Here is a 16,514-nt window from a genome sequence, read left to right on the forward strand (position 1 = left end):
TCACGCTCCCTGAGTGGCCTGAATAAGTTTGTCCAGTGTGGCGCTTGCCCGCCCTGAGTCAAGTGCGGCGGCGGCAATCGTGACGCCCTCGCGCAAGCTTGCCGCCTTTTCCGCGACAACAAGCGCGGCGGCTGCATTGATCAGTGCGATATCGCGGTAGGCATTGCGGGCACCCGCCAGCACATCCCGCAGTGCCCGGGCGTTGAACTCGGGGTCACCGCCCTTGAGATCAGCGGGGTTGGACAGGGTGAGCCCGGCCTCCTGCGGCGTGATCTCAAACGAGCGGATCGTGCCGCTTTCCAGCGCGACCACCTTGGTTGGGCCGGTTGTGGTGATTTCATCGAGACCATCCGAACCATGCACCAGCCAGACGCGCTCCGACCCCAGATTATGCAGCACCTGAGCCAGAGGCTCTGCCCAAGAGGCGGAAAAGAGCCCCAGAACCTGCCGCTTGACGCCAGCCGGGTTGGACAGCGGGCCGAGCAGGTTGAATATGGTGCGGGTGCCGAGTTCGCTGCGCACTGCGCCCACGTGGCGCATGGCGGCGTGGTGCGTCTGGGCCATCATGAAGCCGAGACCCGATTGTTCTATCGAATGCGTGACGCCTTCGGGCGAAATGCCGATACGGACGCCCAGCGCGGTGAGAATGTCCGAAGACCCGGATTTGGATGAGGCGGCGCGGTTGCCGTGTTTGGCGACCGGAACCCCGCAGGCGGCGACAATAATGGCGGCCAGCGTCGATACATTATAAGAGCCCGCGCCATCGCCGCCCGTGCCGACGATGTCGATGGCCCCGGGCGGGGCGCTGACCTTGAGCATACGGGCCCGCATCGCGCTCACGGCGCCGGATATTTCCTCCACCGTTTCGCCGCGCACACGCAGGCCGATCAGAAATCCGCCCATCTGCGCCGGGGTGACTTCGCCTGAAAGCATGGTGTTGAAGGCAAGTTCTGCCTCGGCGCGCGTCAGACTGCTGCCGGTGGCGATTTTCGCGATCAGGGGTTTGAACTGTTCCATGTCAGGCCTTTGCGGATTTTACGGCGCGCGGATGTTGCTTGTTCCATTCGCTGGCGAGATCGAGAAAGTTTTTCAGGATCTGGTGTCCGTGCTCGGAAAGGATGCTTTCCGGATGAAACTGAACCCCGTGAATGGGCAGCGTTTTATGCGAGAGGCCCATGATCAGGCCGTCATCAGTCGCTGCGGTGACTTCAAGCGCTTCGGGCAGGGTCTTTTTATCGACGATCAGCGAGTGATAGCGTGTGCCCTGCAACGGGCCGTTGATGCCGCGAAACACCTGACGCGCATTATGATGTATGGTGGAAAGCTTGCCATGAATGGGCAGCGGTGCCCGAATCACATCGCCGCCGAACGCATCGCCGATGGCCTGATGGCCGAGGCAGACGCCGAACATGGGAATCTTGTCGCTGGCCGCCTTGATCAGATCAAGACATATGCCAGCTTCCTTTGGTGTGCAGGGCCCCGGAGAGAGGACAATCGCATCGGGGTTTCGCGCGAGAACTTCATCAACGCTCAGCTCATCATTGCGGTGCACCTCCACATCCGCGCCGAGCGAACCGAGGTAATGCACGAGGTTCCAGGTGAAACTGTCGTAATTGTCGATGAGGAGAACCCGCATAGTCCAATAATCCTGCCGGCCCGGCCTTGCGCTGCAGATGCAGGCAAACGGGCCCAAAAAAGCACAGGCCCGCAATTGCGAACCGCCCGTGTCCTTTTCCAATGCCAGAGCGCTGGCGTCAAGTCTCAAGCCAGAACGAGGCGTAGACCTACGATAATAAGTATGCCCGCAAGAATGGGGCGCAGGATCCCCTCAGGTAAACGCGGCGCCAGCCGGCTGCCGATGACAATGCCGGGCAGCGAGCCGATCAGCAGCGACGCCAGCATCAGCCAGTCCACCGTGCCGATCCACCAATGGCCAAGCCCCGCCACCAGCGTCAGCGGGACGGCATGAGCAATATCCGAACCGACAATGCGCACGACCGGCAAACCCGGATAGAGCAGCAGCAGCGCCGTCACGCCCATCGCCCCGGCGCCGACGGAGGAAATGGATACGAGCACGCCGAGCACGGCGCCTGTCACGATCGTCAGTACGCAGGTGCGCCAGGGGTGCTCGTCTGCGGCGAAGCGAACGGCAAAAGCCATGACATATTTACGGAAAAGAAGCATTGCGGATGTCAGAAGCAGCGCAATACCCAGCATGAAGGCGATCAGCGAAGATGTTCCGTGTCTTTGCAGTCCGTAGTGCTGAAGAACGAAAATCGTGGCCATTGTCGCCGGAATCGACCCGGCTGCAAGGCGCCCGGTCACCCGCCAGTCGATGGTTTTGCTGAAGCCGTGAACAATTGTGCCGCCGGATTTGGTCACGGCTGCATAGAGCAGGTCGGTGCCTACCGCTGTTGCGGGACTGACGCCAAAAACCAGCACAAGCAGCGGTGTCATCAGAGATCCGCCGCCAACTCCCGTGAGGCCGACAATCGTTCCCACGAGCAAGCCCGAAAGAGAATAGAATGGCTGGATCGCAGATAAAAATGCCATGAACGTCCCCTTGTGCGTCGCAGCATTCAATGACGCATGGGGACTTTTGTCAACGTATAAATTCTATCAAATTTGTATATTTATAGCCCGATCCAGAGGTTCGTACCTGTTAAGATATTGAGATTTTGAACTTTTCGGCGGCGTCGGTCGCGAAATATTTAACTGGCAAAATAAAACGGCCCTGCTGGAGAGCAGGGCCGTTCCTGAAACGGGATAAAGATTAACGGTCGCCGAGCGAGCCGTCTGCCTCTGCAAGAGCCTTGCCGACCTCAAGGCCGAGATCGTCGAGCGAAAGCTCCTCGCGCACATTGATTTCCTCGCCCTTGGCCTGGCGTTCAGCTTCAGCATGGGAGCGGGCAACGTTGATATTGATCTTGATTTCGACTTCCGGGTGCAGATGCACCGGCAGCACGTGCAGACCAATTGTCTTGATCGGATTGGCGAGTTCGACCTGACCGCGATTGACGGTGAAGCCTGCGGCAGTCACGGCGTCCGCGATATCGCGTGCGGCGACCGAGCCATAAAGCTGGCCGGTCTCGCCGGCCTGACGGATGATGACATAGGACGTGCCGTCCAGCTTTTCGGCGATGGCAACAGCTTCGGACTTGCGCTCGAGATTGCGGGCCTCAAGCTGTGCGCGCTGCAATTCAAACTTCTTGGCATTGGCCTCGGTGGCGCGCAGAGCCTTGCCGCGCGGCAGCAGGTAGTTGCGGGCATAGCCATCCTTCACGCGTACTTTTTCGCCCATCTGGCCAAGCTTGGCGACGCGTTCAAGCAAAATAACGTCCATTTTCTACTCCTGTGGTTTATTGGAATTTTCGGCGGCGGAAACAGCCCGCCGTCTCGAAACGAGGCATTCGACAAAACCGGCCATAGCCGCAATGACCAAAGGCCAGAGACTGAGCACGATAATGCCGAAATAAATGAAGGTAAGCAGCAGGCCGCGCAGCGGCATGGCGCGCGTGGCGGCGTGCAGCAGGGCAAGCCCCTGTAGCGCAAACACCGTGAGCAGTCCCGCCGCGACAAGGCCGGTGGCCAGCGACAGCGACAAGCTGTGCAATATCAGGCCGATGCCGGTCGCAAGACAGGAAATAACGAAAATGACGACGAGTTCACGCGGCACCAGCGTCGTTTCGGGCAGGGACGGGAACGACCGTTCCAGCCGTCCGGAGATTTGCACGGCCCGTGCAGCGAGCCAGAGGTTCATGGTGAGCAGGATGACCGTCATCGCCACTGAGAAAAAGGGCACGGCCCGGGCGAAAAACAGCGCTACATCCTCGATGCGCACATCATCCGGCAGATTGATTCCGGCACGGCTGATTTCAGACAGCGGCGCGGCAAATTCATGCGCAAGCTTGCCGGACGCTACATCATAGCCGCCGCTCGTGGCGGCCCAGAGCGCGATTTCGGCCATGGTGGAGAAGATGGCCGCCCAGCCGATCCATTCGAGCAGACGCCCCGTCGATGTATGGCCTTTGCCCGAACGGCGCATGGCCAGTGCAGTCAGCCCCACGCCGGGCAGGGCGATAAGCGCCAGAAAGGCCAGTGCGTTCTGGATATCGGCAGCCAGAATTATTGTGACGCCGGCTAAAAGCGATGCAATAACGCCTGTCCCCAGGCTCCAGCCCAGGCTGGCGATCATCAGCGGCAGCGGAGAGAAATTGGCCAGCAGGAAGCTCAGAATTCCGCCCTCGCCAGCGGCAAGGAAGGCCAGCGCGGCGGTTACCCCGGCGACAAGCGCAATGCCCAGATGCGGCAGACGGAACGAAAAAGACAGCACCATAAAGACCTTCGGTTGTCCCGCACATGGCGGTTAGAAATGCGCTTTGCATTCCAGCCATCTCGTCCGGCCCATCCGGACGATCTCAGCAAAAGAGGCGCGGGATCTGCTCCCGCGCCGGATATATCAGCGGATCACGTAAGGCAGCAGGCCGAGGAAGCGGGCGCGCTTGATGGCCTGAGCCAGTTCACGCTGCTTCTTGGCGCTCACGGCGGTGATGCGCGAAGGGACGATCTTGCCGCGCTCGGAAATGTAGCGCGAGAGCAGGCGGGTGTCCTTGTAATCGATCTTCGGAGCGCCCGGGCCGCTGAAGGGGCAGCTCTTGCGACGGCGGAAGAAGGGGCGGCGGGTTGCGCCACCGGCAGCAGATTCGGTTGCCATGGTTTAAGCCTCGCTAGCGTTATATTCGGGACGGGGCGCACGGCCCGACGGGGTGCGCGGAGCGCGCGGGCCACGGTCGGAGCGGTCCGGACGGTCAAAGCGCTCGCCGCGCTCTTCGGTGTCGTCGCGCTTGCGCAGCATGGCGGAAGCGCCTTCTTCCAGTTCCTCGACCTTGATGGTCATGAAGCGGATGATGTCTTCCGAAATGCTCATCTGACGCTCCATTTCCGCGACAGCGGCAGAAGGTGCGTCGATGTTCAGCAGGGTCATGTGGGCCTTGCGGTTCTTCTTGATGCGGAAGGCGAGGGACTTGACGCCCCAATATTCAACCTTCGACACCTGACCGCCACCAGCGGTGATGGTGTTTTTCATCTGCTCGGTCAGTGCTTCCACCTGCTGGGCGGTCACGTCCTGGCGAGCAAGGAACACGTGCTCATAGAGAGCCATGGGATTACCTTTCTCTGTTGTCAGCCGCCTCATGCGGCTGTTTTGTCCGGCGCAGAGCCCTTCGAGCCCGGAAAAAGGCCCGACGGTTTCTTCGAAGGCGGAGACACGGGAAGACGGAGCAGATAAACCCCTGTCTTTCGCGCAAACGAAAGACCTTCCGTTCAGCCCCCAGCCGAACAGGATGCGGGTTTATAGCCGGTTTTGCGCCGGATGCAAGGGGAAAGGCCGCAGAAATTCCAATTTCAGGAGCGGCGCACGATTTCCCCGTCTTCCTTGACGAAGTCTTGCCGCAACGGCGCGGGGAGAAGTTCGAGCACCGTTTCCGAAGGGCGGCAGAGCCTGACGCCGCGCTCTGTCACCACGATGGGGCGGTTGATCAGCACCGGATGCGCCAGCATGGCGTCGATCAGTTCGTCTTCGCTGAGGCCGGGGCTATCAAGACCCAGCTCGGCATAAGGCGTGCCCTTCTCGCGCAAAAGCGCCCGCGCACCGCCGCCCATGCGGGCAATGAGGCTCCGGAGCACCTCCCGGCTGGGCGGCGTCTTGAGATATTCTATTATCTGCGGTTCGATGCCGGCATGGCGTATCAGGCCCAGAACATTTCGCGACGTGCCGCAGGCGGGATTATGATAGATCGTGACCGTCATCGTTCAGCCTGTCAGGAATTGGAATTTGCAGCATCCTGCCATTCGAGTGTGACAACTTTTTTATTCTCGATGGTCAGCGCCAGACGCCCATGCTTGAGTTCCAGCGCGCGGGCACCGAAAATCTCCCGACGCCAGCCCTTGAGTGCCGCGCAATCGGCATTGTCCGCCAGTGCTATGGCTTCGAGGTCGTCAACGGTCGCGATCATCTTGGCGGCGACGCCGGTCTCCTCGGATACCTGCCGCAGCAGAACCTTCATCAGCTCAACGGTTGCGCCATTCGTATTGTTGCGGTGCTCGCGCTCGACGCGAGGCAGCGTCTTGGGATCGCGCGCAAGGCCGCGCTGTACGGCGGCAAGTATTTCGGTTCCGGCTTTCGAGCGCTCCATGCCGCGCGGAAAGGCGCGCAGAGCACCGAGAGCTTCGGCATCCTTGGGGGCAGACATGGCAACTTCCACCATCACGTCGTCTTTGAGCACGCGCGAGCGCGGCACGTCTCTGGCCTGCGCTTCCGCCTCGCGCCAGGCGGCCAGCTCCATGAGCACGGCGAGATCGCGCGGCTTGCGGATACGGCCCTTGTAGCGCTCCCACGCGCGGTCAGGGTGCTGTTCGTAGGTTGTTATGCTGGTCAGGGTGGAAAGTTCGTCGGCAAGCCAGCTCTTCCGGCCTGATTTTTCCAGCCGCGAGTCGAGATGCTTGTAGATATCGCGCAGATGTGTGACATCGGCGATGGCATAGTCGATCTGCGCGGGCGAGAGCGGCCGGCGCGTCCAGTCCGTAAAGCGTGACGATTTGTCGATGCTGGTCTTGCAGATGGCCTGAACCAGTTCGCTGTAGGCAACCTGATCGCCGAAGCCGCAGACCATGGCTGCGACCTGTGTGTCGAATACGGGTTCGGGAAGCGATTTGGACAGGTTCCAGATGATTTCGAGGTCCTGCCGCGCCGCATGAAACACTTTCGTGACATTCGGATTGCGCATCAGCTCGAAAAAGGGCGTCAGGTCGAGGTCCGGCGCGATGGCATCCACCGCGACAGCTTCTTCTTCCGAGGCAAGCTGTACGACGCAGAGCTTAGGCCAGAACGTCGTCTCGCGCAGAAACTCGGTATCGACGGTAATGAAGGGATGAGCGGCCAGACGTTCGCAGGTCTCGGCGAGGTGTTGGGTTGTTGTGATCAATGACATGTCGAAAATCTATATAGGAAAAGAAGGGATTCTGCGAGAGATTTACGGTGCACGGCAGGCATGTCTTTCATGAGACTTTCAGGTCAGCTGATCGGACGTGATGCGGCGCACGCCTGCGTCCTGCATGATGCGCAGCGCTTGCGCGAGCGAGCCGTTCTGGTCGATGGCGCGGCAAAGATCATCGAGAACGAATGTCTCGAAGCCGGCCCTTGCGGCATCCATTGCGGAAAAGGCGACGCAATAATCTGTGGCAAGTCCGGCCATGAACAGCCTTTTCAGGCCGCGTGCGTGCAAATACCCGGCCAGACCGGTGATGGTGACGCCGTCGGCCTCCATGAAGGCCGAATAGGAATCGGCATGGGCGTGAAAGCCTTTGCGCAGGATGAGTTCGGCCTTCGGCACGTGCAGAGCAAGTTCTGCGCCCGGCGTGCCCATGACGCAATGGTCAGGCCAGAGAACCTGCGGCCCATAGGTGAGATCTATTGTCGAAAAGGCTGGCCTGCCATGCCGCGATGCGAATGAGATATGGCTCTGCGGATGCCAGTCCTGCGTGTGGATCACGTGAGCAAAGCCCGAAGACACTGCCAAGATTGGTTCCAGAACTGCATCGCCATCCGGCACGGCCAGCGCGCCGCCGGGCAGGAAATCGTGCTGGAGATCGATGATGATGAGCGCGTCGTGCGGATCTGGCCTGATCATTTTGCGTGTTTCCGTTTTGATCGTCTTAATCCGGAGCTGCGGCTCAAGGCAAGCCTTCATGCTTTTCCGCCCGGCGAAGCCCCGCTAAGCCACGTGACGGCGCGGATTCTGTGCGCTATAGGGAGGCATGAAAGAAATTCTCCTTGTCTTTGGCGGCGGCGGGCTCGGCTCGGTTGTGCGCTATCTGGTCAATATAGCGGTCACGAGGGCCTTCGGCTGGGTGTTTCCGCTTGGGCTGGTGGTGATCAACGTCAGCGGCTCGTTTTTCATGGGCCTGCTTGCCGCCTATTTCGCCGAGCGGATAGGCGGACTGACGGCAGAACTGCGCCTGCTGCTCGCTACCGGCATTCTGGGCGGATATACGAGTTTTTCATCCTATTCGCTCGATGCGGCAAATCTTTTCCAGCGCGGTGAACCGGCTCTGGCGCTGGTTTACATCATCGGTTCGGTGGTATTGTCGATTTTCGGTCTTTTCTGCGGCCAATGGGCCATGCGGGCCATTTTGTGAGGATTTTATCTTGAGCGTGCAAAACCTCACAGTGACGGAAGATGAAGACGGCATGCGGCTTGATCGCTGGTTCAAGCGCCGCATTCCCAGCTTGTCGCTTTCGCATCTCAACAAGATTTGCCGCAAAGGCGAAGTGCGCGTCAGCGGCAAGCGCGTCGAAGGCTCGACGCGCCTTGTGGCGGGGCAGGTAGTCCGCGTGCCGCCGCTCGATGTCGCACCGCCCGCAAAGCCGGCCATCCGCACGGCTAATGAGGCAGATGCCCGCGCTCTCAAGGACATGATCCTCTTTGAGGATGCTGGCCTGATGGTTCTGAACAAGCCTTTCGGCCTTGCCGTGCAGGGCGGCTCAGGCATGACGCGCCATATCGATGGCATGCTGGAAGCGCTGGCCGACAAAAACGGCGAGCGCCCGAAGCTGGTTCATCGTCTTGACCGCGATACGAGCGGTGTGCTGCTCGTCGCCAAGACGCGCAAGATGGCGGCAGACCTTGGCGAGGCTTTCCGCTCGCGGCAGGCCAAGAAGATCTACTGGGCGCTGGTGCGCGGCGTGCCTAAGCCGCCGCAGGGACGCATATCGCTGTTTCTGGCCAAGGGCGAGGGTATGGGCGATGAGCGCGGCGAAAAGCGTGCGCCCCGGGGCGAGGGCGGACAGTCCAACACCGAGCGCATGCGCGTTGCCCGGCACGGCGAGGAGGATGCGCAACACTCCGTTACCTACTATACGCTCGTTGACCGGGCGGCCAACCGCGCGAGCTGGGTCTCTCTCAAGCCGATTACCGGCCGCACTCATCAGTTGCGTGCGCACATGGAGGCAATCGGGCATCCTATTATCGGCGATCCGAAATATGGCCTGCTGGAGAAAACCGATCCGCGCCGCACCGATCCGTTGCAGATGATCCCCGAAGGAATCGAGAACAAGCTGCATTTGCTGGCGCGGCGGCTCATCATTCCGCATCCCAAGGGCGGCGTGATCGACGTGACGGCGCCCTTGCCGCCGCATATGAAGCATAGCTGGGATCTGCTCGGCTTCGATGTCAAATCTTACGACCCGATCGTCGAAGCCCCCGAATCGTGAATGCCGCCGGTGTTCAAGCGCTGTTCATGTGCAGCGCGCATAATGCCGGATACGCAGAGGAGGTTTTCACGATGAAAAAATTCATTATTCTGGCCATGACGGTCCTGTCGCTGGGCCTGATGGGCGCGAGCTCTGCTGAGGCAAGACACCACAGGTGGTATTACGGCCATCACCATCACCATCACGGTTATTATGACAATCGCGGCCATCATTATGGCCGGGGACACGACCGCGGCCATCACTACGGTGAATGCTGGCACCGGGGTATCAACTGCAACCGTTGATGCTGCGCTGTGGGAGCGCTTTGCGTTCCGATGACAATGTTTCCCTCTCCCTCAGGGAGAGGGTTGGGAGAAGATAAGTTTAAGCGTGAGGGGCAAAATATAGGTAATAAGCCCCTCATCCTTTCTGACTTTCTGTCTTGCGGGCATGAGGGACGGTAACCATTGCTTCCGCTTGAACGTACCATGCTTTAAAATATTGACTCATGCGCCGTTTTGGCGGCAATGAGGCGCATGAAACTGATTTTGTTCGATGTCGACGGCACGCTGGTGGATAGCCAGCATATGATCGTCGCGGCGCAGAGCCGCGCGATCAGCCGCATGAATCTCCCCCTTCCCACCCGCGAAGCGATGCTCTCCATTGTCGGCTTGTCGCTGCAGGAGGCCTTCGAGCGACTATTTGGCGAGGAAGCGCCAGCCGCTCAACTGGCCGAAAGCTACAAGACCGCATGGCGGGAACTGGTGGCGGAAGGAGAAATGGCGCCTCTTTATGACGGCGCGCAGGATCTGCTTGAAAATCTCTCCGCGCGTTCCGACGTGATGCTAGGCATTGCAACCGGAAAGTCGCGCCGAGGAATAGGGGACTTTCTGGAGCGCTATCGCTGGCAGAAATTGTTTGCCACCATTCAGACGGCGGATGACGCGCCGTCCAAGCCGGCGCCGGATATGATTCTTCAGGCTATGGGCGAGACCGGCTGCAGCGCGGAAGCCTGCACCATGGTCGGCGATACCAGCTACGACATGGATATGGCCCGCAATGCGGGCGTGACCGGCGTTGGTGTCACATGGGGGTTTCACCCGCGTGAAAATCTGGCAAACGCCGTTCATATGGTGGATGATTTTGCAGCGTTGCGGCGCATACTGAGGTGAGTTTGATGCGGGATGATCTGACATCCATGATTTTTCCGGTCCATGGCGAGCCGATCGACCCTGTCGCCATGGCGCGCAAGGACATGCAGAAGAAGCTGCCGAAACGCTTCTATAAGAGCGTGACCACGGAACCGCGCAACGGCGTGCATGTGCTGCTGCTGGATGGCCGCCCGGCCCGGACGCCCGCGCGCAATCTGATCGGCGTGGAGGAGGCCGGGCTGGCCGATATGCTGGCACGGGAATGGCAGGCGCAGGTCGATGTGATCAACCCTTTGTCGATGCCGCTCACGCGGCTGGTTCATTCGGCGCTGGACGGGGTGGCACAGGAGATGGAGGCTGTCCGCGCCGAACTTCGCCGCTATGCCGCTTCGGATCTGACCTGCTACCGCGCCGCCAATCCGCAGGCGCTGGCGGATGAGCAGGCGCAGCACTGGGATCCTGTGCTTGATTTTGCGGCGCGCGAACTTGGCGCGCGGTTCACGCCGGTGCAGGGCATCATGTTTGCCGCGCAGCCTGAGCCGGCATTGGCTGCGGTCGGTGCGGCTCTGGCCGGTTTCGACAAGCCGCTGCAACTGGCGGCCCTGCATGTGCTCACCTCGATCAGCGGCTCTGTGCTCATTGCGCTTGCCGTTGCGCGCGGCTTTATGAACGCCGAACAGGCATTTGCCGCCGCCCACGTCGACGAGCATTTTCAGGCGCGTGTCTGGGGGGCGGACGATGAGGCGCAGCAGCGGCTTGCGCTGCGCAAAGTTGATTTTCTGGCCTCTGCCGCTGCTTTGGCTGGCGCGAACGTTGCATGAGGCCTTTGCAGCGTGTAATAGCCAGAGCAACGCCAAGATGAGGTAAACAAATGTCCGTTGATCAAGCGACCGTGCGGCGCATCGCCAAGCTTTCGCGCATTGCCGTGCCGGATGCCGATATTGCCCATATGCAGGGCGAACTCAATGCCATGCTCACATTCGTCGAGCAGCTTTCCGCCGTGAATGTCGAGGGCGTTGAGCCCATGACATCGGTCACGCCAATGAAATTGCGGATGCGGCCCGACGTGGTCAATGACGGCAATATTGCTGAAAGCGTCACGAAAAATGCCCCTGCGCGCGAAGATCATTTCTTCGTCGTGCCGAAGGTTGTGGAATAACTCGATTTCTGTGGGCTTGAATGACTGACCTGACCAAACTGACGCTGGCCGGCGCGCGAAATGCGCTCAAGGCCCGGAAAATATCCGCTGTTGAACTCACCAAGGCGCATCTGGCCGCCATGGAAAAGGCGCGCGGGCTCAATGCCTTCGTGCATGAGACCCCCGATCATGCTCTGGCGCAGGCCAGCGCTTCGGATGAGCGCATCGCGAGGGCCGAGGCGGGGCCTCTTGAAGGTATCCCGCTCGGCATCAAGGATCTTTACGCCACCAAGGGCGTGCATACGCAGGCCTGCAGCCATATTCTGGATGGCTTCAAGCCGGAATATGAATCCACCGTCACGGCCCAGTTGTGGCGCGACGGCGCCGTGATGCTCGGCAAGCTCAATATGGATGAGTTCGCGATGGGTTCGTCCAACGAGACGTCCTATTACGGCCCGGTGGCCTCACCCTGGCTGCCGCCAAACTGGAACGGCGCGCAGGCCCTCGAAGCTCTGGCCAAGGGCAAGAAGGGCCTGCTGGTGCCCGGCGGTTCTTCCGGCGGTTCAGCCGCCGCGGTTGCCGCGCATCTGTGTCTGGGCGCGACAGCCTCCGATACGGGCGGCTCAATCCGTCAGCCTGCCGCTTTTACCGGCACTGCCGGCATCAAGCCGACCTATGGCCGCTGCTCGCGCTGGGGCATGGTCGCCTTTGCCTCGTCGCTGGATCAGGCTGGGCCGATCGCGCGCAATGTCCGCGACGCCGCGATCATGCTCCGGTCGATGGCCGGTTTCGACCCCAAGGATTCAACCAGCGTCGATATGCCTGTACCGGACTACGAGGCCGCTGTCGGCCAGTCGGTCAGAGGCAAGAAGATCGGCATTCCGAAGGAATATCGCATCGCCGGCCTGTCCGCCGAAATCGAGAAGCTCTGGGAAGACGGCATCGCCTGGCTTAAAAATGCCGGTGCCGAGATCGTGAATATCTCGCTGCCGCACACCAGCACGGCCTTGCCGGCCTATTATATCGTTGCGCCAGCCGAGGCCTCTTCCAACCTCGCCCGCTATGATGGCGTGCGCTATGGGCTGCGCGTGCCGGGCAGGGACATTGCCTCGATGTATGAGAATACCCGCGCCGCCGGGTTTGGCGCCGAGGTCAAGCGACGCATTCTCATCGGCACCTACGTGCTCTCTGCCGGCTATTATGATGCCTATTATCTGCGCGCGCAGAAAATCCGCACCCTGATCAAACGCGATTTTGAAGCCGCTTATGCCAATGGCGTCGATGCCATTCTGACGCCTGCCACACCTTCCGCTGCCTTTGGCATTGGAGAGAAAGGCTCGGCGGATCCGGTGGAAATGTATCTCAACGACGTTTTCACCGTCACGGTGAACATGGCTGGCCTGCCGGGACTTGCAGTGCCGGGTGGTCTTTCTTCTGCGGGCCTGCCGCTGGGCCTGCAACTCATCGGCCGCCCCTTTGACGAGGAAACGCTGTTTGCTCTGGGCGCGGCGCTTGAGGACGCTGCGCCGAAAATCAAATTGCCGGATGTCTGGTGGGCATGATGGGCTTGCTTCCCCTTCAGGTTCTGACGGGATGCCTGAATGCCTTGCGCTGGATGCTCTGGGCCGTCGCTCTGTTGCTGTGCCTGCTGCTCATCACGCAGAAATTACGCAGCGATGCGGATATACGCCCCGCAGCCGAACTGACGGCGATTGTCGCCTTCATGCTGGCGGGCAAGCTCACCGGCTGGATCGCGGCGCGCGTGCGCAGCGCCGGCGTTCAGGTGGCACAGCAGGCTGCGGCGCAGGCGTCTGCGGCGCAGGTATCCGGGTCCATGGCCGATGTGCGCCGTGAGATCGACAAGCTTGACGAACAGCTTGTCGTGCTGCTCGCGCGACGGCAGCGGCAGATAGAGAAAGCGGCCGCGGTCAAGCCCGGTCTCGGCATTCCGGCGCGTGTGCCCGAGCGCATAGATATTGTGCTCGACCATGTCGTCGAACTGGCCGGCCGCGAGGGTCTCGACCAGAATCTGGCACGTCATATCTGGAGCGAATTGATCGAATGGTCGATAGCTCTGGAAGAAAAATTGATCGGGGAACGCAGCAGGCATGACCAGCCTGCGCTGGATTCCTGAATGAAGACTTTAGCGCTGAGGCAAAACCCATGACCAAGCACACGCAACCATCGAAACTCATCAAAGGCGCAACGGGCGATTGGGAAGTCGTGATCGGCCTTGAGGTGCACGCCCAGGTCGTCTCCCGCTCCAAGCTGTTTTCCGGCGCCTCCACCACTTTCGGCGCTGACGAAAACACCAATGTCTCCTTCGTCGATGCGGCCATGCCGGGCATGCTGCCTGTGATCAACGAGGAATGTGTGGCGCAGGCCATCCGCACCGGTCTTGGCTTGCGAGCGCAGATCAACCTCGTCTCTACCTTTGACCGCAAAAATTACTTCTATCCCGATCTGCCGCAGGGCTATCAGATCAGCCAGTACAAAAGCCCCATCGTTGGCGAGGGCGAAGTAATCGTCGACGTCACACCCACCGAACAGATCAAGGTGGGTATCGAGCGCCTGCATCTGGAACAGGATGCAGGCAAGAGCCTGCATGACCAGTCTGCTACCGAAAGCTTTGTCGATCTCAATCGCTCTGGCGTCGCGCTGATGGAAATCGTCTCGCGTCCGGATATGCGCTCCGCCGATGAAGCGCGCGCCTATGTCTCCAAGCTGCGCACCATCATGCGTTATCTTGGCACCTGTGACGGCAATATGGACGAAGGCAGCCTGCGCGCCGATGTCAACGTCTCGGTCCGCCGTCCGGGCGCGCCTTTTGGCACCCGCTGCGAGATCAAGAATGTCAATTCCATCCGCTTCATTGGCCATGCCATTGAAGTGGAGGCCCGCCGGCAGATCGGCATTCTGGAAGATGGCGGCACCATCGATCAGGAAACCCGCCTGTACGACCCCACCAAGGGCGAGACGCGCTCCATGCGCTCGAAGGAAGAGGCGCAGGATTACCGCTACTTCCCTGACCCCGATCTGCTGCCGCTGGAATTCACCGCTGATTACGTCGAATCCCTCAGGGCGCATCTGCCGGAACTGCCGGACGACAAGAAGGCCCGCTTCATGGCCGATTACGGCCTGTCGTCCTATGACGCCGGCGTTCTGGTGGCCGAGCGCGAATCTGCCGACTTTTTCGAGGCCGCAGCCAAGGGCCGCGACGGCAAGATGGCCGCAAACTGGATCATTAACGAACTGTTCGGCCGCCTCAACAAGGAAGGCAAGGATATTTCCACCTCGCCGGTTTCCGCCAGCCAGATCGGCGCCATTGTCGATCTCATTTCTGAGGGCACCATCTCCAGCAAACTCGCCAAAGATCTGTTCGAGATCATCTTTACCGAGGGCGGCGATCCGCGCGCGGTGGTTGAAGCGCGCGGCATGCGGCAGGTGACCGATACCGGAGCGATTGAAAAGGCCGTGGACGACATCATCGCTGCCAACCCGGAAAAGGTGCAGCAGGCCATTGCCAAGCCCACCATGCTTGGCTGGTTTGTCGGGCAGGTGATGAAGGCAACCGGCGGCAAGGCCAACCCGCAGGCCGTCAATGACATTCTCAAGGCCAAGCTGGGGATCTGAGCGGGCAGGGGGCATACCCTCACGCTCTCCGGGAGGGAGAAAGCATGCGGGAACGGCCCGCCGCGCGCATCCTTTCTCTCTTTGGACGAAAGAAGGCTGAGGGCTGTTGCGGCTTCTCTTCGTCATTGCGAGCGCAAGCGAAGCAATCCCTGCTGTCTCGAGTTTTTGGATTCTCCTTGCCATCCCTTGGAACTGCGCCTTGCGGCCATATATATCCACCAATGACCGCAAACTGTTCAGGTGATGACAATGTCGCAAAAGCCCATCGATCTTTATTACTGGTCCACGCCGAATGGCTGGAAAATTTCGATTATGTTGGAGGAATGTGGCCTGCCTTACACGGTTCATACCGTGAATATTGGCAAGGGCGAGCAATTTGCACCCGAATTCCTGAAAATCTCGCCCAACAACAAGATTCCCGCCATCGTCGATCCGGAAGGGCCGGACGGTGCGCCGATCTCGGTGTTTGAATCGGGTGCGATCTTGCAGTATCTGGCCCGCAAGACCGGCAAGTTGTATGGCCGCGACGAGCGTTCGCGCGTTTGCGTTGACGAATGGTTGTTCTGGCAGGTGGGCGGTCTAGGGCCCATGGCGGGCCAGACGCATCATTTCCGCCAATATGCGCCGGTTCAGATTGAATATGGCATCAATCGCTACACCAATGAGACCAACAGGCTCTACGGCGTGCTGAACAAGCAATTGGCCGATCACGAATATGTCGCGGGGGATTATTCCATCGCCGATATTGCGATTTATCCATGGGCGAAACTCTGGGAGCGCCAAGGCCAGAGCATTGACGAATTTCCGCATATGAAACGCTGGCTTGATCTGTGTGCCGCGCGCCCGGCCGTGCAGCATGGCCTTGCCGTTGCGGCCGATGCCCGCATCAATCTCGCGCAGGACAAGGATGCGCAGGCGATCCTGTTCAATCAGAGGGCGCGGTGAAGCATCTTTCAAGATTTTTCAGAAATGGGGCCATTTGCGGCCCCATTACTTTATCTGTCGCTGCGTTAAGCTGTTTCGCCCGTAAATGCGGGCTTTCGCATAGAGATTGTCAAGAATTTTTAAGCGTATTTGGCGCTGCGAGGCGCTTGCAATCTCCTGCGCCATAAGGCATATGTCCTGTGCGCGGCAGCTTGCTGCTTCGCCTGCGGAGACGTGGCCGAGAGGCTGAAGGCACTCGTTTGCTAAATGAGCATACCTTGAAAAGGGTATCAAGGGTTCGAATCCCTTCGTCTCCGCCAAACCTCCATTCAATCCCGTTCCCTATTGTTCAAATAACGTTGTAATTTCAACGCTTATGCCCTAGATTTGTCCTGTTTCGTTCAACCTTGTTCATGCC

20 protein-coding genes and 1 tRNA gene are annotated in these 16,514 nt (G+C 59.9%); 11 read left to right on the plus strand and 10 right to left on the minus strand.

All coding sequences use genetic code 11. The features are described from left to right. From trpD to AC0N03_RS03785, 10 genes are all read right to left on the minus strand, one after another. Complete coding sequence (gene trpD, locus AC0N03_RS03740; RefSeq protein ID WP_474287168.1) at positions 1-1,017, minus strand: anthranilate phosphoribosyltransferase; 1,017 nt, start codon at positions 1,015-1,017, stop codon at positions 1-3. A gap of 1 nt (position 1,018) precedes the next feature. After that, positions 1,019-1,636 carry an anthranilate synthase component II gene (locus AC0N03_RS03745; protein ID WP_474287169.1) on the minus strand — a complete coding sequence of 206 codons (618 nt, stop codon included), beginning with the start codon at positions 1,634-1,636 and terminating at the stop codon, positions 1,019-1,021. A 125-nt stretch (positions 1,637-1,761) separates the two neighbouring features. Continuing rightward, on the minus strand, positions 1,762-2,553 hold the full coding sequence (locus tag AC0N03_RS03750) for a sulfite exporter TauE/SafE family protein (RefSeq protein WP_474287170.1): 792 nt from the start codon (positions 2,551-2,553) through the stop codon (positions 1,762-1,764). A 220-nt stretch (positions 2,554-2,773) separates the two neighbouring features. Then, positions 2,774-3,343 (minus strand): 50S ribosomal protein L9, encoded by a 570-nt coding sequence (rplI, locus tag AC0N03_RS03755; protein WP_474287171.1) that lies wholly within the window; start codon positions 3,341-3,343, stop codon positions 2,774-2,776. A gap of 3 nt (positions 3,344-3,346) precedes the next feature. Further along, complete coding sequence (locus tag AC0N03_RS03760; protein WP_474287172.1) at positions 3,347-4,336, minus strand: DUF2232 domain-containing protein; 990 nt, start codon at positions 4,334-4,336, stop codon at positions 3,347-3,349. A 123-nt stretch (positions 4,337-4,459) separates the two neighbouring features. Further along, positions 4,460-4,714 (minus strand): 30S ribosomal protein S18, encoded by a 255-nt coding sequence (rpsR, locus tag AC0N03_RS03765; RefSeq protein ID WP_474287173.1) that lies wholly within the window; start codon positions 4,712-4,714, stop codon positions 4,460-4,462. A gap of 3 nt (positions 4,715-4,717) precedes the next feature. Then, entirely contained in the window at positions 4,718-5,161 is a 444-nt protein-coding gene (rpsF, locus tag AC0N03_RS03770; RefSeq protein WP_474287175.1) for a 30S ribosomal protein S6, read from the minus strand. 242 nt (positions 5,162-5,403) lie between these two features. After that, entirely contained in the window at positions 5,404-5,808 is a 405-nt protein-coding gene (gene arsC, locus AC0N03_RS03775; protein ID WP_474287176.1) for an arsenate reductase (glutaredoxin), read from the minus strand. An 11-nt stretch (positions 5,809-5,819) separates the two neighbouring features. Beyond that, on the minus strand, positions 5,820-6,989 hold the full coding sequence (rnd, locus tag AC0N03_RS03780) for a ribonuclease D (protein ID WP_474287177.1): 1,170 nt from the start codon (positions 6,987-6,989) through the stop codon (positions 5,820-5,822). Positions 6,990-7,067: 78 nt separating this feature from the next. Then, positions 7,068-7,688 carry a nicotinamidase gene (locus AC0N03_RS03785; RefSeq protein ID WP_474287178.1) on the minus strand — a complete coding sequence of 207 codons (621 nt, stop codon included), beginning with the start codon at positions 7,686-7,688 and terminating at the stop codon, positions 7,068-7,070. 127 nt (positions 7,689-7,815) lie between these two features. Here AC0N03_RS03785 and crcB point away from each other — a divergent pair, with 127 nt between their 5' ends. The 11 genes from crcB (at position 7,816) to AC0N03_RS03840 (ending at position 16,416) form a co-directional block, all read left to right on the plus strand. After that, the gene (gene crcB / locus AC0N03_RS03790) at positions 7,816-8,196 is read left to right on the plus strand and encodes a fluoride efflux transporter CrcB (RefSeq protein ID WP_474287179.1); all 381 of its coding nucleotides are present in this window, start codon (positions 7,816-7,818) and stop codon (positions 8,194-8,196) included. A 10-nt stretch (positions 8,197-8,206) separates the two neighbouring features. Further along, entirely contained in the window at positions 8,207-9,271 is a 1,065-nt protein-coding gene (locus tag AC0N03_RS03795) for an RluA family pseudouridine synthase (protein WP_474287180.1), read from the plus strand. A 71-nt stretch (positions 9,272-9,342) separates the two neighbouring features. Further along, a complete protein-coding gene (locus AC0N03_RS03800; RefSeq protein ID WP_474287181.1) occupies positions 9,343-9,555 on the plus strand; it encodes a hypothetical protein in 213 nt (70 codons plus the stop codon). Positions 9,556-9,786: 231 nt separating this feature from the next. Next, entirely contained in the window at positions 9,787-10,422 is a 636-nt protein-coding gene (locus AC0N03_RS03805) for an HAD-IA family hydrolase (protein WP_474287182.1), read from the plus strand. A 5-nt stretch (positions 10,423-10,427) separates the two neighbouring features. Further along, entirely contained in the window at positions 10,428-11,222 is a 795-nt protein-coding gene (locus AC0N03_RS03810; RefSeq protein WP_474287183.1) for an ATP12 family chaperone protein, read from the plus strand. Positions 11,223-11,272: 50 nt separating this feature from the next. Continuing rightward, positions 11,273-11,560, plus strand: a complete 288-nt coding sequence (gene gatC, locus AC0N03_RS03815) for an Asp-tRNA(Asn)/Glu-tRNA(Gln) amidotransferase subunit GatC (RefSeq protein ID WP_474287184.1) — start codon at positions 11,273-11,275, stop codon at positions 11,558-11,560. Between the two features lie 20 nt (positions 11,561-11,580). Further along, a complete protein-coding gene (gene gatA, locus AC0N03_RS03820) occupies positions 11,581-13,101 on the plus strand; it encodes an Asp-tRNA(Asn)/Glu-tRNA(Gln) amidotransferase subunit GatA (protein WP_474287185.1) in 1,521 nt (506 codons plus the stop codon). Then, on the plus strand, positions 13,101-13,673 hold the full coding sequence (locus AC0N03_RS03825) for a chorismate mutase (protein WP_474287186.1): 573 nt from the start codon (positions 13,101-13,103) through the stop codon (positions 13,671-13,673). Before gatA ends, AC0N03_RS03825 begins: the two co-directional genes overlap by 1 nt. 29 nt (positions 13,674-13,702) lie before the next feature. After that, positions 13,703-15,172, plus strand: a complete 1,470-nt coding sequence (gene gatB, locus AC0N03_RS03830) for an Asp-tRNA(Asn)/Glu-tRNA(Gln) amidotransferase subunit GatB (RefSeq protein ID WP_474287187.1) — start codon at positions 13,703-13,705, stop codon at positions 15,170-15,172. 243 nt (positions 15,173-15,415) lie between these two features. After that, positions 15,416-16,117, plus strand: a complete 702-nt coding sequence (locus AC0N03_RS03835; protein ID WP_474287188.1) for a glutathione S-transferase N-terminal domain-containing protein — start codon at positions 15,416-15,418, stop codon at positions 16,115-16,117. A 207-nt stretch (positions 16,118-16,324) separates the two neighbouring features. Then, positions 16,325-16,416, plus strand: a tRNA-Ser gene (locus tag AC0N03_RS03840). Positions 16,417-16,514 lie beyond the last annotated feature (98 nt).

The organism is Methylocystis sp. sgz306128, assembly GCF_056032725.1.

Coding starts and splice junctions, on each gene's coding strand:
- trpD (WP_474287168.1), bottom strand. CDS start 1,017: ATGGAACAGTTCAAACCCCTGATCGCGAAAATCGCCACCGGCAGCAGT.
- AC0N03_RS03745 (WP_474287169.1), bottom strand. CDS start 1,636: ATGCGGGTTCTCCTCATCGACAATTACGACAGTTTCACCTGGAACCTC.
- AC0N03_RS03750 (WP_474287170.1), bottom strand. CDS start 2,553: ATGGCATTTTTATCTGCGATCCAGCCATTCTATTCTCTTTCGGGCTTG.
- rplI (WP_474287171.1), bottom strand. CDS start 3,343: ATGGACGTTATTTTGCTTGAACGCGTCGCCAAGCTTGGCCAGATGGGC.
- AC0N03_RS03760 (WP_474287172.1), bottom strand. CDS start 4,336: ATGGTGCTGTCTTTTTCGTTCCGTCTGCCGCATCTGGGCATTGCGCTT.
- rpsR (WP_474287173.1), bottom strand. CDS start 4,714: ATGGCAACCGAATCTGCTGCCGGTGGCGCAACCCGCCGCCCCTTCTTC.
- rpsF (WP_474287175.1), bottom strand. CDS start 5,161: ATGGCTCTCTATGAGCACGTGTTCCTTGCTCGCCAGGACGTGACCGCC.
- arsC (WP_474287176.1), bottom strand. CDS start 5,808: ATGACGGTCACGATCTATCATAATCCCGCCTGCGGCACGTCGCGAAAT.
- rnd (WP_474287177.1), bottom strand. CDS start 6,989: ATGTCATTGATCACAACAACCCAACACCTCGCCGAGACCTGCGAACGT.
- AC0N03_RS03785 (WP_474287178.1), bottom strand. CDS start 7,688: ATGATCAGGCCAGATCCGCACGACGCGCTCATCATCATCGATCTCCAG.
- crcB (WP_474287179.1), top strand. CDS start 7,816: ATGAAAGAAATTCTCCTTGTCTTTGGCGGCGGCGGGCTCGGCTCGGTT.
- AC0N03_RS03800 (WP_474287181.1), top strand. CDS start 9,343: ATGAAAAAATTCATTATTCTGGCCATGACGGTCCTGTCGCTGGGCCTG.
- AC0N03_RS03805 (WP_474287182.1), top strand. CDS start 9,787: ATGAAACTGATTTTGTTCGATGTCGACGGCACGCTGGTGGATAGCCAG.
- AC0N03_RS03810 (WP_474287183.1), top strand. CDS start 10,428: ATGCGGGATGATCTGACATCCATGATTTTTCCGGTCCATGGCGAGCCG.
- gatC (WP_474287184.1), top strand. CDS start 11,273: ATGTCCGTTGATCAAGCGACCGTGCGGCGCATCGCCAAGCTTTCGCGC.
- gatA (WP_474287185.1), top strand. CDS start 11,581: ATGACTGACCTGACCAAACTGACGCTGGCCGGCGCGCGAAATGCGCTC.
- AC0N03_RS03825 (WP_474287186.1), top strand. CDS start 13,101: ATGGGCTTGCTTCCCCTTCAGGTTCTGACGGGATGCCTGAATGCCTTG.
- gatB (WP_474287187.1), top strand. CDS start 13,703: ATGACCAAGCACACGCAACCATCGAAACTCATCAAAGGCGCAACGGGC.
- AC0N03_RS03835 (WP_474287188.1), top strand. CDS start 15,416: ATGACAATGTCGCAAAAGCCCATCGATCTTTATTACTGGTCCACGCCG.